At 49.3% G+C, this 15,500-nt stretch carries 16 protein-coding genes; 13 read left to right on the top strand and 3 right to left on the bottom strand.

Going from position 1 to position 15,500, the window contains the following annotated elements; translation table 11 throughout:
- Positions 1 to 12: 12 nt before the first annotated feature.
- Together pth and K0H60_RS05330 are read right to left on the bottom strand one after the other, a co-directional pair.
- Positions 13 to 600, bottom strand: coding sequence for an aminoacyl-tRNA hydrolase (pth, locus tag K0H60_RS05335; protein WP_220057509.1), 588 nt, complete (start codon positions 598 to 600; stop codon positions 13 to 15).
- Between the two features lie 167 nt (positions 601 to 767).
- The gene (locus K0H60_RS05330; protein ID WP_220057508.1) at positions 768 to 1,994 is read right to left on the bottom strand and encodes an FAD-dependent monooxygenase; all 1,227 of its coding nucleotides are present in this window, start codon (positions 1,992 to 1,994) and stop codon (positions 768 to 770) included.
- A 349-nt stretch (positions 1,995 to 2,343) separates the two neighbouring features.
- Between K0H60_RS05330 and K0H60_RS05325 the strand changes: the two genes are divergently transcribed.
- The 7 genes from K0H60_RS05325 (at position 2,344) to K0H60_RS05295 (ending at position 9,035) form a co-directional block, all read left to right on the top strand.
- Positions 2,344 to 2,676, top strand: coding sequence for a hypothetical protein (locus K0H60_RS05325; RefSeq protein ID WP_220057507.1), 333 nt, complete (start codon positions 2,344 to 2,346; stop codon positions 2,674 to 2,676).
- A 139-nt stretch (positions 2,677 to 2,815) separates the two neighbouring features.
- Entirely contained in the window at positions 2,816 to 4,240 is a 1,425-nt protein-coding gene (gene miaB / locus K0H60_RS05320; RefSeq protein WP_220057506.1) for a tRNA (N6-isopentenyl adenosine(37)-C2)-methylthiotransferase MiaB, read from the top strand.
- A 262-nt stretch (positions 4,241 to 4,502) separates the two neighbouring features.
- On the top strand, positions 4,503 to 5,567 hold the full coding sequence (locus K0H60_RS05315; RefSeq protein WP_088210888.1) for a PhoH family protein: 1,065 nt from the start codon (positions 4,503 to 4,505) through the stop codon (positions 5,565 to 5,567).
- Positions 5,557 to 6,018: an rRNA maturation RNase YbeY gene (ybeY, locus tag K0H60_RS05310; RefSeq protein ID WP_023268295.1), complete on the top strand. Its 462-nt coding sequence runs from the start codon at positions 5,557 to 5,559 to the stop codon at positions 6,016 to 6,018. The genes K0H60_RS05315 and ybeY overlap by 11 nt, the downstream gene beginning before the upstream one ends.
- A gap of 39 nt (positions 6,019 to 6,057) precedes the next feature.
- Complete coding sequence (corC, locus tag K0H60_RS05305; RefSeq protein ID WP_011716122.1) at positions 6,058 to 6,933, top strand: CNNM family magnesium/cobalt transport protein CorC; 876 nt, start codon at positions 6,058 to 6,060, stop codon at positions 6,931 to 6,933.
- A gap of 42 nt (positions 6,934 to 6,975) precedes the next feature.
- Positions 6,976 to 8,532 (top strand): apolipoprotein N-acyltransferase, encoded by a 1,557-nt coding sequence (gene lnt, locus K0H60_RS05300; protein ID WP_220057505.1) that lies wholly within the window; start codon positions 6,976 to 6,978, stop codon positions 8,530 to 8,532.
- A gap of 8 nt (positions 8,533 to 8,540) precedes the next feature.
- Positions 8,541 to 9,035 (top strand): type II secretion system protein, encoded by a 495-nt coding sequence (locus tag K0H60_RS05295; protein WP_220057504.1) that lies wholly within the window; start codon positions 8,541 to 8,543, stop codon positions 9,033 to 9,035.
- Positions 9,036 to 9,090: 55 nt separating this feature from the next.
- Here K0H60_RS05295 and K0H60_RS05290 read toward each other — a convergent pair whose 3' ends face one another.
- Positions 9,091 to 9,591, bottom strand: coding sequence for a zinc ribbon-containing protein (locus K0H60_RS05290; protein ID WP_011621790.1), 501 nt, complete (start codon positions 9,589 to 9,591; stop codon positions 9,091 to 9,093).
- A gap of 121 nt (positions 9,592 to 9,712) precedes the next feature.
- On the opposite strand from K0H60_RS05290, the gene leuS reads away from it, so the two are divergent.
- From leuS to rlmH, 6 genes are all read left to right on the top strand, one after another.
- On the top strand, positions 9,713 to 12,292 hold the full coding sequence (gene leuS / locus K0H60_RS05285; RefSeq protein ID WP_220057503.1) for a leucine--tRNA ligase: 2,580 nt from the start codon (positions 9,713 to 9,715) through the stop codon (positions 12,290 to 12,292).
- Between the two features lie 59 nt (positions 12,293 to 12,351).
- The gene (locus K0H60_RS05280) at positions 12,352 to 12,846 is read left to right on the top strand and encodes an LPS-assembly lipoprotein LptE (protein ID WP_011621788.1); all 495 of its coding nucleotides are present in this window, start codon (positions 12,352 to 12,354) and stop codon (positions 12,844 to 12,846) included.
- 52 nt (positions 12,847 to 12,898) lie between these two features.
- Positions 12,899 to 13,930 carry a DNA polymerase III subunit delta gene (gene holA / locus K0H60_RS05275; RefSeq protein WP_220057502.1) on the top strand — a complete coding sequence of 344 codons (1,032 nt, stop codon included), beginning with the start codon at positions 12,899 to 12,901 and terminating at the stop codon, positions 13,928 to 13,930.
- 12 nt (positions 13,931 to 13,942) lie between these two features.
- Entirely contained in the window at positions 13,943 to 14,581 is a 639-nt protein-coding gene (gene nadD / locus K0H60_RS05270) for a nicotinate-nucleotide adenylyltransferase (RefSeq protein WP_220057501.1), read from the top strand.
- Positions 14,582 to 14,689: 108 nt separating this feature from the next.
- Positions 14,690 to 15,019 (top strand): ribosome silencing factor, encoded by a 330-nt coding sequence (rsfS, locus tag K0H60_RS05265; protein ID WP_037430791.1) that lies wholly within the window; start codon positions 14,690 to 14,692, stop codon positions 15,017 to 15,019.
- Positions 15,019 to 15,489 carry a 23S rRNA (pseudouridine(1915)-N(3))-methyltransferase RlmH gene (gene rlmH / locus K0H60_RS05260; RefSeq protein ID WP_011621784.1) on the top strand — a complete coding sequence of 157 codons (471 nt, stop codon included), beginning with the start codon at positions 15,019 to 15,021 and terminating at the stop codon, positions 15,487 to 15,489. The genes rsfS and rlmH overlap by 1 nt, the downstream gene beginning before the upstream one ends.
- The last annotated feature ends 11 nt before the right edge of the window (positions 15,490 to 15,500 follow it).

Here is a 15,500-nt window from a genome sequence, read left to right as displayed (position 1 = left end):
CGAGCACAGGGCTTACTCCGCTTTAAAGGAGTGTAGGCGAGTCATGGCTTTCACCATGCCCTCTTTAAATAGCACTTCAGTGGAACGTACGGCTTCATCTACGGCGGCGTTGATCAGCTCTTGTTCTTTGGCTGGCGCCTTACCCAGTACGTAACCACTTACTTTATTCTTATCGCCGGGATGGCCAATCCCAATCCGTAAACGGTAGAAGTTTTTATCATTAGCCAGTTTAGCAATAATGTCTTTTAAACCGTTATGGCCACCATGACCGCCACCGAGTTTAAATTTAGCCACACCTGGCGGCATATCCAACTCATCGTGGGCCACTAGAATTTCTTCAGGCGTAATACGGAAGAAGTTCGCTAAGGCCCCCACGGCTTTGCCGCTTAAGTTCATATAAGTCGTTGGGATCAACAAACGCACATCTTTGCCATGCAATACGGCTCTGGCGGTGAGGCCAAAATACTTGCTATCCGGCACTAAGCTGACGCCACAGATGCGGGCCAATTCTTCCACATACCAAGCGCCCGCATTATGGCGAGTCTGCGCATATTCGGCGCCCGGATTGGCAAGACCTACGATTAATTTAATTTCGCTCATGACACCCACTAATGGCACTCAATACTGCGTTAATTGGTCGCTGGCAAAGCGCACAGGGCCGACCATTTTGAGTTAATGATGCCGCTTATGCTCGTTAAAAACGCGGCATTTTAGCACTCAATGCGTAAGTCAACAAATGCCGAGTGAGCCAGCACTCACGATGTGGCCTAATTGAGCCCCATCGCATACTTCAGCACGGTTCGCTTGATGGGTGAGTTAATATTGGCCAGTTTTAATGCGCCGTTACGCAGTAATTTTAGTGGCAGAATGTCATTACTAAAGCCGGCGTAAAACACATCCATGGTGGTCATCATCAGCTGATTATCGCGATAACGTTTGGCTTGATAAACTTTTAATACCTCGGTGGACCACCAAGGTTTATCCTCGGTTAATGCAGACTTGATGACCGCCAGTAAGGCCTCGACATCTTTAAAGCCGAGGTTAACCCCTTGGCCTGCCAACGGGTTAATGGTGTGCGCCGCATCCCCTAAAATCACCACATTCGGCTTATAATAGGCATTCGCGTGGCGGCGCGTGAGGGCAAAGCTGCCTTTGGCTTCGACAGTAAAGTCACTGTCTAAGCGAGCAGGAAAATGCTGGCGAATTTGGTCGGCAAGCTGCTTATGATTCAGCTGCATTAACTGTTTAATGCGATTGGCATCGTCATACCAGACTAACGACGCATGATTGCCGGGGAGAGGTAATAACGAGCGCGGGCCGTTAGGGGTAAATTGTTGCCAAGTGACATCTTGCTGGCCTTGGGCGGTTTGGATATTAATCAGCATCGCCGATTGGGCATAGTCCCAACCCGAAATGCCAATCCCCGCCCATTGGCGCACCTGCGAGTTGGCGCCATCGGCCCCGATGAGCAGCTTTGCCTCAAGCTGAATACCGGATTGTAAGTGCACACTCACACCGTCTGCGAGGCGCGAAAATGTCGCCACACGCTCGGGGCAAAACAATTTAATCGCATCCCATTGCTGCATTTGCTCCCACAGGGCGAGTTGCACCAAACGGTTTTCAACAATATGCCCTAAATGGCTCGCGCCAATTTGTGAGCTATGGAATTGAGTAATGCAGCCATCAAGCTCCCAGGTTTCTAAGCCCAGATAAGGCACATTACGCATGTTAAGCAGACTCTCGAGTGCGCCTAACTGCTCGAGTAGCTGTTCGGAGGCCACGCTTATCGCCGACACGCGCACATCTAATGCCTGCTCGGGGGAATAAGCCTCGGGGGCAAATGATTCAATCACCGCCACCTGCAAGCCTTGCTTCGCCAGCCCGATAGCCGTTGCAGCGCCCACCATACCGCCACCGACAAGGATCACATCAAATAGCTGAGTAGCTGTGGTTGTCTGGCTTGGTTGCTGTGTTTGGCTTATCGCTTGGCTCATCTTAGTTACCACTCTTTAGAATTCTTTCCATTTATCTGACGCACCTTACTCTTAACGAGAGCTCGAACTTGAGGCTCAAGCTTAAAGCGCATCACTCTGATCGCAGGCATTGTATCAAAAGCATGTCAATTTCAGCTCAAAGGTGAGCAAATGTTGCTAGGGGCGCATTTGCTCACAGTTGCTTACAAAGGCAAGTTTTCAGCCTTGGCAAAGCCACTACACTCTAAGGCAATCCCGCAGCAATCTCAGGCGATCTGCGGGATAAACCGATTAGCTTCTCACTTAGCGAGCCCTAGCCGTTCGGGACGAGTTACCAGTGAATCCACTTAATAAAGTTAGTGAGGATGTCATGAAAACACTCATCCACTTGCAGATAGCCAGTAGTCTACTGATTTGCAGCGCGATCCCATTTAGTCATGCCTTGGCAGCACCCCCCGTGATGGAAACCATCACAGTCAATTACCGCGAACCGCTCGATTATGCCCTATATCTACATACCACGGAAATGTTGAGCGTATTTCGACTCGAAATCCGTGAAGACATTAGCATTCAAGCCCGTAATAGCTTGTTAGAAATGGCAAATACGGCTCAATTTAGCCAGCCATCCCTCGCACAAAACCCGTCAGCCGAGATAAACCTAGCTTCTTTGTGGGTATCACAATCTCAGGGGATTAGCGAGTAAAAATGTGGACAAAGCTGGTCAGCAGCCATAACTGCGGGTAAAATGTCGCGCTATTTTTACTGGGCGGCCGGATTTGTCTCTAACAGGGCAAAGGCAGCTTGGGCACATATTTACTGGGCAGCGTAGGGCAACACAACTGATGAGCAAAAAACTCCATATTAAAACTTGGGGCTGTCAAATGAATGAGTATGACTCATCCAAGATGGCGGATCTTTTAGGCGAATACCAAGGTTACACCTTGACTGAAGAAGCAGAAGAGGCGGACATTCTACTGCTAAACACTTGTTCTATCCGCGAAAAAGCGCAGGAAAAAGTGTTCCATCAGTTAGGTCGTTGGAAAACCCTTAAAGATAAAAATCCCGATCTGATCATTGGTGTGGGTGGTTGTGTTGCATCGCAGGAAGGTAAGGCGATCAAAGACCGTGCTCAATGCGTCGACATCATCTTTGGACCACAGACACTGCACCGTCTGCCGGATATGATTGACCAAGTACGTCGTGGCGAAAAGGCCGTGATCGACGTGAGCTTCCCTGAAATCGAGAAATTTGACCGTCTACCAGAACCGCGCGCCGAAGGCCCAACGGCGTTTGTGTCTATCATGGAAGGTTGCAGCAAGTACTGTTCATTCTGCGTGGTACCTTATACCCGTGGTGAAGAAGTCAGCCGTCCATCGGACGACATCATCCTCGAGATTGCCCAACTGGCAGAACAAGGTGTGCGCGAAGTCAACCTGCTCGGTCAAAACGTTAACGCTTACCGTGGTGCAACCCACGACGGCGGCATTTGTACCTTTGCCGAGCTATTACGCTATGTTGCCGCTATCGATGGTATCGACCGTATTCGCTTCACCACCAGTCACCCGATTGAATTTACGCAGGACATTATCGACGTTTACGAAGATACCCCTGAATTAGTCAGCTTCCTGCACTTACCAGTACAATCCGGTTCTGACCGCATTCTGACCGCAATGAAGCGTGGCCATATGGCGATTGAATACAAGTCAATCATCCGCCGTCTGCGCAAAGCCCGTCCTGATATCCAAATCAGCTCTGACTTTATCATTGGCTTCCCTGGCGAAACCAAAGAAGACTTCGCCGATACTATGAAGCTGATTGAAGATGTGGCGTTCGACCACAGCTTTAGCTTTATCTACAGTGCGCGCCCTGGTACACCTGCGGCAGATTTGCCCGATGACGTTGATATGGAAGAGAAAAAACAACGTCTGGCGATTCTGCAGGACCGCATCACTCAACAAGCCATGCGTTACAGCCGCCATATGATGGGCACAGTACAACGTATTCTGGTTGAAGGCCCATCGGTGAAAAACCCTATGGAGCTGCGCGGCCGTACCGAAAACAACCGTGTCGTCAACTTCGAAGGCCTGCCAAAGCACATCGGTAGCTTCGTGGATGTCGAAATTGTCGACGTTTACACTAACTCACTGCGCGGTAAATTTATCCGCGGTGAAGATGAAATGGATCTGCGCCGCAACCTGCGCCCATCGGATATTCTGGCCAAACACAAACAGGATGACGATCTCGGTGTGACACAATTTAACCCTTAAGGGTTTAAAATTTAGCGAGTAGCACCTATATCAGGGCGACATGGTGAGTTAACCTCAGTGTCGCCCTTTTTGTTTTGTGTCCTTTTGCCTTCTATAGAGCAGCAATTCAAAACCCTTGGGCTTAACGATTTTCCGTTAGCAATTATCCGCTATGGCTCGTAAACTGAGGTCATCTACTGATTAGAAGTTGCGATCGCAAACAGGCATCGCACTTGGCTTTTCACTCAGCACTTTGCTTGGTATTTGACAATAGGAGTACTATTTGTCCAGTAAATTAACCACAATGAATCTGTATCTCGAACCCGCAGAAACCCGCCGTTTGGCCTCACTGTGCGGTCCCTTCGATGACAATATCAAACAGATTGAGCGTCGCGTTGGCGTTGAGATAGTCCGTAAAAACAACCATTTTCAAATTACCGGACTGCCACGTAACTGTTTAAGTGCCAATAACTTACTTAAACAGCTCTATATCGAGACCCAAACGGTCAAGGGCAGCACGCCCGATCTCGATCCTGAACAAGTGCATTTGGCAATCCAAGAAGCCATCGCCTTAGAGCAGGACGATAGCGGTGATGATAAAGCCTTATTTATCAAAACCCGCCGTGGAGTCATTAAACCGCGTAACCCCAACCAAAGCACCTATGTGGCCAACATTGTGCGCCATGATATTACCTTTGGTATTGGCCCAGCGGGAACGGGTAAAACCTATTTAGCGGTGGCCGCCGCCGTTGATGCATTAGAGCGTCAAGAAGTGCGCCGGATTCTGCTCACCCGCCCCGCGGTTGAAGCAGGGGAAAAACTCGGCTTCTTACCCGGCGATTTAAGTCAGAAAGTCGACCCTTACCTGCGCCCACTTTATGATGCCTTGTTCGAAATGCTCGGCTTTGAAAAGGTGGAACGCTTAATAGAGAAAAACGTCATCGAAGTGGCGCCACTCGCCTATATGCGTGGTCGCACCCTAAACGATGCCTTTATTATTCTCGATGAGAGCCAAAACACCACGGTCGAACAGATGAAGATGTTCTTAACCCGTATTGGCTTTAACTCACGCGCGGTGATCACGGGCGACATCACCCAGACAGACTTACCCAAACATGTTAAGTCGGGTCTGCGCCACGCTATTGAAGTCCTGAGCCAAGTTGAGGAAATCAGCTTTAACTTCTTCGTGTCCCAAGACGTAGTGCGTCACCCAGTGGTTGCTCGGATTGTCGAAGCCTATGATGCTTACGATCGTAAAGAGCAGGCATTAAAGGCCGAAAAAGAGCGCCGCGACTATCAACAAGCGCACCCACAAACGCAACCGGAAGTTTTAAAGCATGAGTCTTGATTTAGCCTTAGATGTGCAATACGCCACGGCGAGTGACTATCTGCCGAGCGAAGAGCAGTTTGCCCTCTGGGTAAAAACCGCCATTGGTAACAGCATGGAACAGGCGGAGCTGACGATTCGCATCGTCGATGCCCGTGAAAGCCAAATGCTGAACAGCACCTACAGAGGCAAAGACAAACCCACCAATGTGTTGTCGTTTCCCTTTGAAGCACCGCCAGAAATTGAACTTCCACTGCTTGGAGATCTTGTCATTTGTGCCGCAGTCGTTGAAAATGAAGCGCGTGAACAAGATAAAACCCTAGAAGCCCATTGGGCACACATGGTTGTACATGGTTGCCTGCATCTGCTAGGTTATGATCACATTGAAGACGAAGAAGCCGAAGAGATGGAGTCGTTGGAGACTCAACTCATTGAAAGCTTAGGTTTTACTGACCCATATAAGGAACAATAATTAACCGCGGTGCCAAGCATCAAGGTTAATGAGAAAACTATGAGTGACGATATCCCCCCGAGTACGAGCGCCCAAAAGAAAGGCTGGTTTGACAGAGTCAGTCAGTTATTTCAGGGCGAACCTCAAAATCGCGAAGACTTAGTCGATGTGATTGATGGCGCAGAGCAGCGCGAGTTAATCACCGAAGACACCCGCGAAATGATCAAAGGTGTATTAGAAGTTTCTGATATGCGTGTTCGGGATATTATGATCCCACGAGCTCAAATTGTCGCGATTCAAATCGACAATACCGTCGAAGAATTGCTCGCAACTGTTATCGGTTCAGGCCATTCTCGCTTCCCTGTGGTGAACGAAGATAAGGACCATATCGAAGGCATTTTACTGGCTAAAGATTTGATCCCTTATGGTTTCTCGAACAGTGAAGAACCTTTCTCCCTTGAGCGCGTGATCCGCCCCGCCGTCGTTGTGCCTGAGAGCAAACGCGTCGACGTGTTACTCAAAGAATTCCGCTCCCAGCGTTACCATATGGCGATTGTCGTCGACGAATACGGCGGAGTATCGGGTCTAGTGACCATTGAAGATATTCTCGAAGAAATCGTCGGTGAGATTGAAGACGAATTCGACCACGATAGCCCTGAAGACACTGAGATCCGCAAAGTCGGCAACACTGTCTACATGGTAAAAGCGTTGACGCCTATCGAGGATTTTAACGAAGAATTCAACACTCACTTCAGCGATGAAGAGTTTGATACCGTCGGTGGTTTAGTGTCCCATGCCTTTGGTCATCTGCCGGAGCGTAATGAGAGCATTATGATCGAAGGTATTGAATTTAAAGTCATCAATGCCGATACCAGACGCTTAATCCAGCTCAGAGTTAAACTCCCCGATCCCAATGTCGGTGAAGACGTAGAGTAACCCTCTGCGTAAGAATAACGCTCAGTGTAAGAAGAATTATCCGTGCTAACTAAGATTCGGGCTTTTGCCCAACAAAAGTCCCGACTGAGCGCGTTACGGCTCGTGCTGGCGTTTATTTTAGGCGCCAGTACGGCGCTTTCCTTTGCCCCCTATTCCTTGTGGATTATCTATCCCATCGCCATGGCCTTAGCTCTGTGGCTGAGTGGTTCCTTGAGTCCTAAAGCCAGCTTCTTCCATTGGTTAAGCTTTGGTTTTGGCTGTTTTGCCGTTGGGATCAGTTGGGTGCATGTCAGCATGGACACCTTTGGTGGCCTACCCTTAGCCGCGTCAGTGGGGCTAATGGCGCTGTTAGCCCTCTATCTAGCCCTCTATCCGGCCTTAACGGGCCTCGGTTTAGCGTGGTTGACTCGCACTAATACGCCCTCGTTATGGCGTAATCTATTACTCTTCCCCGCGCTTTGGGTCTTAACCGAATGGGCCAGAGGCTGGGTGATGACAGGGTTTCCCTGGATCTGGGCCGGCTACTCCCAAACCCAAGGTCCACTAAAGGAACTCGCGAGTATCATTGGCGCCTTGGGACTCAGTTTCTTAATTGCGATGCTCGCGGGCGCCTTGGCTCTGTGTTTTAGCAAACGCTACAAAAGCCTGTTAATTTTACTGCCGATCATCGCAGCAGCTGCCTGGGTTACCCCAAAGCAAACGCAAATTAAGCCAACAGGCGAGTCGGTTAAAGTTGCCCTAGTGCAGGGGAATATCCCCCAAAGTATGAAATGGGAACCCGAGGCGCTCTGGCCAACCCTATTGAAATACATGGATTTATCCCGTGAGCACTTTGATGCTGATATTATCGTCTGGCCAGAAGCTGCGATCCCGGCGCCAGAGTCCATGGTGCAAGACTTTTTGGATAATGCCAACAAGGTCGCCAACCTTAACCACACTTCAATCATTACGGGGATTATTAGCCGTCAACATGACGAGTTTTATAACTCTTTGATTGTGCTGGGTAACCACAATCAGAAGCAGCAAGACACGCCGGATTATGAGAGCGATGGCAGCAACCAATTTAAGAAACATCATCTACTGCCTATTGGTGAGTTTGTGCCCTTTGAAGCCTTACTCCGCCCGATTGCCCCTTTCTTTAATCTGCCGATGTCCTCCTTTGCGCGGGGTGATTATCAACAGCCGAATTTGAGCGCCGTAGGCCATAAAATTGCTCCGGCAATTTGTTATGAAATCGCCTTCCCAGAGCAGCTGCGTGACAGTGTTAACCTCGGTACCGATCTACTGCTAACCGTATCGAATGATGCGTGGTTTGGCAGCTCAAATGGTCCGTTGCAGCATATGGAGATTGCCCAAATGCGCGCCATCGAATTGGGCCGTCCTCTAGTGCGCGCCACCAATAATGGCGTGACCGCGGTTGTCGATGAGCAAGGCAATATCACAGCCGCACTGCCGCAATTTGAAACGGGCGTGCTGAGCGCGACGATTCCACTAGTCACAGGCCAAACCTGGTTTGCTAAAATCGGCCAAACGCCGCTGCTACTGCTCTGTGGTGCGCTCCTGTTATTCGGTTTTATTCGTCGTAAAAAACAGCAATAGAATTAGAAATGATTAATCAAAAACACACTCAAGGCTTTACCTTAATCGAACTCGTGATCGTTATTATCGTGCTGGGAATTTTAGCGGTTATCGCGGCACCGAAATTTATCGGCATGAGCAAAGAGGCGCGGGAAAAAAGCCTGCTGCAACTCCAAGCCAGCGTAAAAACCGCCAATACCTTAGCCTATTCCAAGACCCAAATGCCGAGCTTGCAGAGTCAAGCCGTTGTGGGCCGTGACGATATTATCGACATCGACCTCGATGGTGATGGCGTGGCCGAAACTCGCCTCAAGTGGGGTTATCTGGATAATACCGATATCGAAAAATGGATTGTGAAAGACGATAAACTCGTCATTCAATATCAAGGCATCGATATTACTTACATCGGCTATGACTTGAATGACAATACCTTAGCCGACGACGATCAGTGTTATTTCCGCTACACCCAAGCCGCCGATGCCAGCACACCACCGCTTTACGATATCAATGTCCAAGGCTGTTGATGACGCATAAAAAACGACGCTAAGCGTCGTTTTTTATTTCTGGCACACCCCAGGACTAAGGCGTTAACGCCTCGCGGGTAAACTCTTCATGGTCACACTCGGGGCAATCTGGGATCACTCCCGGGAACTCGATACTCATTTCATGACCGCAGTTAGTGCACACCATCACCCCTTGGCTGACGATATCACCACTCTGGTAATAGCCGTGGTGTTTGAAGTCTTGCGTCAACTCGTGCCACTCCACTTGGCTACGATCAGTGATTTCACTTAACCAATGCCATAGGGTATTTTCGAGGGTGATCACCGTTGGGCTGTGGCTTAAACTGTCGGCATTTTGCTCACGCAAGAAGCTGGCGATATCACGCTTTAAGAATTGCTCCACTAAGGCGAGCTCATCTTCCCCCGCTTGTTCTTTGAGGCGTAAAAACTCCTTCCCTTGAGTGACAGACTTAAATAAATTCTTTGCAGTCAGCGAGTTATCTTCCGCAAATTGCGCTTTCACTTCGTTAATTAAGGCTTGATACAGTCCTAGTAGTGCACTACTTCTATCATTCATAACCAATACTCCTTCATAGAACCTTTTTAATGCATCGCTTCTAGTTTATTCTATGCAGATCTTATTCGCGTCGATATGGCGTTAGATCAAATAAATAGGCGGCACTGCCGGAAATAGCGTGATGCAAGAGCAATATAATCCCTCAGAAATTGAAGCCTTAGTGCAAAAGCACTGGCACGACAACAAAACCTTTGAAGTTACTGAAGATGCGAACAAAGAAAAGTTTTATTGCCTTTCGATGTTCCCCTATCCTTCAGGTCGACTCCACATGGGACACGTTCGCAACTATACCATAGGCGATGTGGTTGCCCGCTTCCAGCGTCTTCAAGGCAAAAACGTGCTACAACCTATCGGTTGGGACTCTTTCGGTTTGCCTGCAGAAAACGCCGCAATCAACAACAAAACCGCTCCAGCACCATGGACTTATCAAAACATTGAGTACATGAAAAACCAGCTAAAACTGCTGGGTTTTGGCTACGACTGGAGCCGTGAAATCGCCACTTGTACCCCAGAATATTACCGCTGGGAACAATGGTTCTTCACTAAACTGTACGAAAAAGGCTTAGTTTACAAGAAGACCGCTTCTGTTAACTGGTGCCCTAACGATGAAACCGTACTGGCTAACGAGCAAGTACAAGACGGTTGCTGCTGGCGTTGTGATACCCCTGTAGAACAAAAAGAAATTCCACAGTGGTTCATTAAGATCACCGCCTACGCCGAAGAACTGTTAAACGACATCGACACCTTAGACGGCTGGCCTGAGCAAGTTAAGACCATGCAGCGCAACTGGATTGGTCGCAGCGAAGGCGTGGAAATGACCTTTGGTGTGGCAGGTAGCGACAAGTCATTCGACATCTACACAACCCGTCCAGATACCCTGATGGGCGTAACCTATGTGGCGATTGCCGCGGGTCACCCATTAGCCGAATTAGCAGCTCAAACTAACCCTGAGCTTGCCCAGTTCGTTGAAGAGTGCAAAAACAGCACCACGTCAGAAGCCGATTTAGCCACCATGGAAAAACGTGGTGTCGCGACAGGTCTATACGCAATTCACCCGATCACTGGCAAACAAGTGCCCATTTGGGCGGCTAACTTCGTCCTGATGAACTACGGCACAGGTGCTGTGATGTCTGTTCCAGGTCACGACCAACGCGATTACGAATTTGCCAAAAAGTACAATCTGCCCATCGAAGCGGTTATCAAACCTGTTGACGGCGACTTAGACATCAGCGAAGCGGCTTACACCGAAAAAGGCGTACTGTTTAACTCTGGCGAGTTTGACGGCTTAGACTTTGACGGCGCCTTCAATGCTATCGCCGACAAGCTCGTTGCCGAAGGTAAAGGCAAACGTCAAGTAAACTACCGTCTACGCGACTGGGGTGTTTCACGTCAACGTTACTGGGGCGCACCTATTCCTATGGTGACCTTAGCCGACGGTACCGTTATCCCAACACCAGAAGATCAACTGCCAGTGATCCTGCCAGAAGATGTAGTGATGGACGGTATTCAAAGCCCAATCAAGGCCGATAAAGAATGGGCGAAAACCCAAGTTAACGGTCAAGACGCGCTGCGCGAAACCGATACCTTCGATACCTTTATGGAATCATCTTGGTATTACGCCCGTTACTGCAGCCCACAGGCTGACCAAATGTTAGATCCAACCAAGGCCAACTACTGGTTACCGGTAGATCAGTACATTGGTGGTATCGAACACGCCTGTATGCACTTGTTGTATTTCCGTTTCTTCCACAAGTTGCTGCGTGACGCGGGTCTAGTCAACACCAATGAGCCAGCAAAACAACTGCTGACTCAAGGTATGGTTCTGGCCGATGCCTTCTACTACACCAACGACAAAGGTGCCCGAGTATGGGTGTCACCGTTAGACGTTGTCACCACAGAAAAAGACGACAAGGGCCGTATTACTAAGGCTATCGACAAAGACGGTAACGAACTGGTTTACACCGGTATGAGCAAGATGTCGAAGTCGAAAAACAACGGTATCGACCCACAGGTGATGGTAGAGAAATACGGCGCCGACACTGTGCGTCTATTCATGATGTTCGCCTCACCACCAGAATTAACCTTGGAATGGCAAGAGTCTGGCGTTGAAGGCGCGCACCGCTTTATCAAACGTCTGTGGAAACTGGCCAGCGATTATGTGGCGCAGGACAACAGCGAAGCGTTAGACGTTAGCAAATTAACTAGCGAGCAAAAAGCGCTGCGCCGTGAAGTACACAAGACTATAGCTAAGGTGACCGATGATATTGGCCGTCGTCAGATGTTCAACACTGCGGTTGCCGCCGTGATGGAACTGATGAACCACCTGCAAAAAGCGCCACAAACCACAGGTCAAGACCGAGCCATTATCGGCGAAGCCTTAACTTCGGTAGTGCGTTTACTGTACCCAATCATCCCACACGTGAGCTTTACCCTGTGGAATGAGTTGGGCAACACCAACAGCATCGAAGACAGCCAATGGCCAGTTGTCGATGAATCTGCACTGGTAGAAGACAGCAAACTCATCGTGGTACAAGTGAACGGTAAAGTGCGCGCTAAGATCACAGTCGCAGCCGATGCTGACCAAGCATCGGTTGAAGCGCTGGGTATGGCGGACGAGCAAGTCATCAAGTACTTAGATGGTGTTACGGTTCGTAAAGTTATCTATGTACCCGGTAAACTGCTCAGCATCGTTGCCAACTAACATCGTTGCTGTGATAAACGGATGCTGTCCACAAGACAAACAGGAAACCGCGAAAACTTATGCTAATTAAACGCTTAGCTTTCGCAATCATGGCGCTGGTCATTATGACCAGCGCAGGTTGCGGTTTTAAGCTTCAACGTAGCTATCAAATCCCCGAGCAGCTCAATCAACTCAGTTTGAGTAGCTCGGACGAATACAGCGAACTCACCCGTTTAGTGCGTGAGCGGTTACGTTTGAACAACGTCAAGATTGTCGATGCCGCCAATGATGTGCCAGTGTTAAGGCTCATCACCGACTCCTTAGAGCGTTCGACCCTGTCGCTTTACCCTACGGGCAATGTGGCCGAGTATGAGCTTATCTATTTCGTCGAGTTTGCCGTGGCCTTGCCGGGCAAAGAGGCACAGCCTTTCAAGATTGAAATTCGCCGCGATTACTTAGACGATCCTCGCACCGCACTGGCTAAAAGCCGTGAGATGGAACTGTTAGTCAAAGAAATGCGTATCCAAGCGGCCGACCGGATCCTGCAATCCATGGCCAGCACAGAGGTGAATTAATGCAGGGTCCAAATTAATGTGGCACTGCAATAAAATGTGGAGAGTGGTTTAAATGCGCGTTTATCCTGATCAACTCTCCCGTCATCTCAATCCGCTTCACGCTTGTTACCTGATTTTTGGTGATGATCCTTGGTTGCTCGAAACCTCCAAGGATCAGATCCGCCAAGCGGCCAAACGCCAAGGCTTTGAAGAGCGCGTTCAGTTAATTCAAGAAACGGGTTTTAACTGGGGCGACTTGACCCAAGAATGGCAATCCATGAGCCTGTTTTCTAGTCGGCGCATTATTGAGCTAACACTGCCCAACGCAAAACCCGGTGCTGATGGTTCGGCGGCGCTACAAGCGTTACTGCAAACGCCTAATCCCGATGTGCTGCTGATCCTCGAAGGTCCCAAACTCGCCAGCGAGCAAACCAATAGCAAGTGGTTCAAAACCTTAGATAGCTTAGGGATTTATTTGCCCTGCACCACGCCAGAAGGCGACCAATTCAGACGTTGGCTCGATTCTCGTATCGCGCACTTTAAGCTGAATTTACAGCCCGATGCGCGCGCTATGTTGTACTCCCTCTACGAAGGGAATTTACTCGCCGCCGATCAGGCCATGCAGTTGCTACAACTGTTAAGCCCAAGCCAACCCATCGGTGCTGACGAATTAAGCCATTACTTTGAAGATCAATCCCGCTTTACCGTGTTTCAGCTCACCGATGCACTGCTGAATAATCGTCAAGACAGTGCTCAGCATATGCTGGCCCAGCTCAACGGTGAAGGCACGGCCATGCCGATTTTACTCTGGGCTTTGTTTAAAGAGCTGCAGTTACTGCTTAGCCTCAAGAGTGAACAGGCCCAAGGCGCACCCTTAAATAGTCTCTTTGGTAAACATCGAATTTGGGATAAACGCAAACCCTTGTATCAAACCGCGTTGCAGCGCTTAAGCCTCACCCAAATCGAACATATGCTTGCCTTCGCATCTAAGCTAGAGCTGAACCTAAAGCAATTAGGCCATGAAGATTGGACAGGGCTCAGCCATCTGTGCTTATTATTCGATCCCAAGGCCCACGGCCATTTGGCCCATATCAGCTTAGATTAAGGCACGGATTGAATGCGTATCGGTATTTTAGGCGGCACCTTCGACCCTATACATTACGGCCATATCCGCCCTGCGATGGAGGTCAAAGCCAACCTTAAGCTGGATAAAATCCTGCTGATGCCCAACCATATTCCGCCCCATAAAAACACTACCCACTCGACCACGGCGCAGCGGCTCGAAATGGTCGCGCAGGTATGTGCGAGTTTACCCGGCTTCGAGCTCTGTGATATCGAAGCTAAACGCGACAGTCCATCCTATACGGTTGTCACCCTTAAGCAGTTAAGTCGGCTTTATCCCGATGACGAACTGTTTTTTATCATGGGGATGGATTCGTTTATTCACCTGCAAAGCTGGCATAAATGGCAGCAACTGTTTGAATTAACCAATATTGTGGTATGTCAACGCCCTGGCTGGCATTTAGCCGAAGGGCACCCAATGCAGCATGAGTTAAGCGCCCGTCAGGCAACGCTTGATACCTTAAGTCACTCAAGTGCGCCGCAACATGGACGCATCTTTACCGTCGATATCAGCCCACAGGATATTTCGTCCACCCAAATTCGCTCACAACTGGCGATGGGTGAAATTCCACAGGATGCCCTCCTGCCTGTCACTTTAAATTACATTCAAAAACAACGGCTTTATTTTTCTTAGGCCCAAAATCAAGCGCCAATAATACAAACTCGGCCGCTAAGATAATGTATTCCACCGCTTAAGACTGATATACTAGCGCGCTATTTAAAATAAATGAGGTACATCAGCGTGCAGAGCGCCGAATTAAAGCAGTTTGTTGTCGACAAAATCGACGATTTAAAAGCCCGTGACGTCGTGGTTATCGATGTCAGCAACCAATCTAACATCACCGATTACATGGTGATTTGTTCAGGTACATCTAAAACTCACGTGAAAGCGATCGCCGAAAACCTCGTGCTCGAAGCGAAAGCCGCCGGCATTCCACCTATTGGTATCGAAGGCCGCGACAGCAGCGAATGGGTATTGGTGGATATGGGCAACGTGATCCTGCATGTTATGCAAGACCAAACCCGCGATTTCTACCAGCTTGAAAAGCTCTGGTCAGAAAAGCAAGCCTAATGAAGTTGCAACTTATCGCAGTAGGGACACGGATGCCCGATTGGGTCACCCGCGGCTTTGAAGAGTACCAACGCCGCTTCCCCCGAGATATGGCACTGGAACTGATCGAAATCCCTGCCGGTAAGCGCGGAAAAAACGCTGATATCGTTCGTATCCTACAAAAGGAAGGCGAGCAAATGTTAGCGGCTATCCCTAAGGGCAATCATATTGTTACCTTAGATCTTCCCGGCAAAAACTGGACTACGCCAGAATTGGCGACCGCCATGAACAAATGGCAACTCGATGGCCGTGATGTGAGCTTACTGGTTGGCGGCCCCGAAGGCTTAGCGCCCGCCTGTAAGGAAGCCGCCCATCAGAGTTGGTGCCTGTCGGCATTGACCCTGCCCCATCCTCTGGTGCGGATTGTGGTTGCCGAAAGCTTATACCGCGCGTGGAGCGTGAACACCAATCACCCTTATCACAGAGAATAGCGGGATCTTGA

The sequence above is a fragment of the Shewanella mangrovisoli genome (genome assembly GCF_019457635.1).
In the GTDB taxonomy this organism is placed as follows: domain Bacteria; phylum Pseudomonadota; class Gammaproteobacteria; order Enterobacterales; family Shewanellaceae; genus Shewanella; species Shewanella mangrovisoli.
This window is presented reverse-complemented; position numbering and strand designations above follow the sequence as displayed.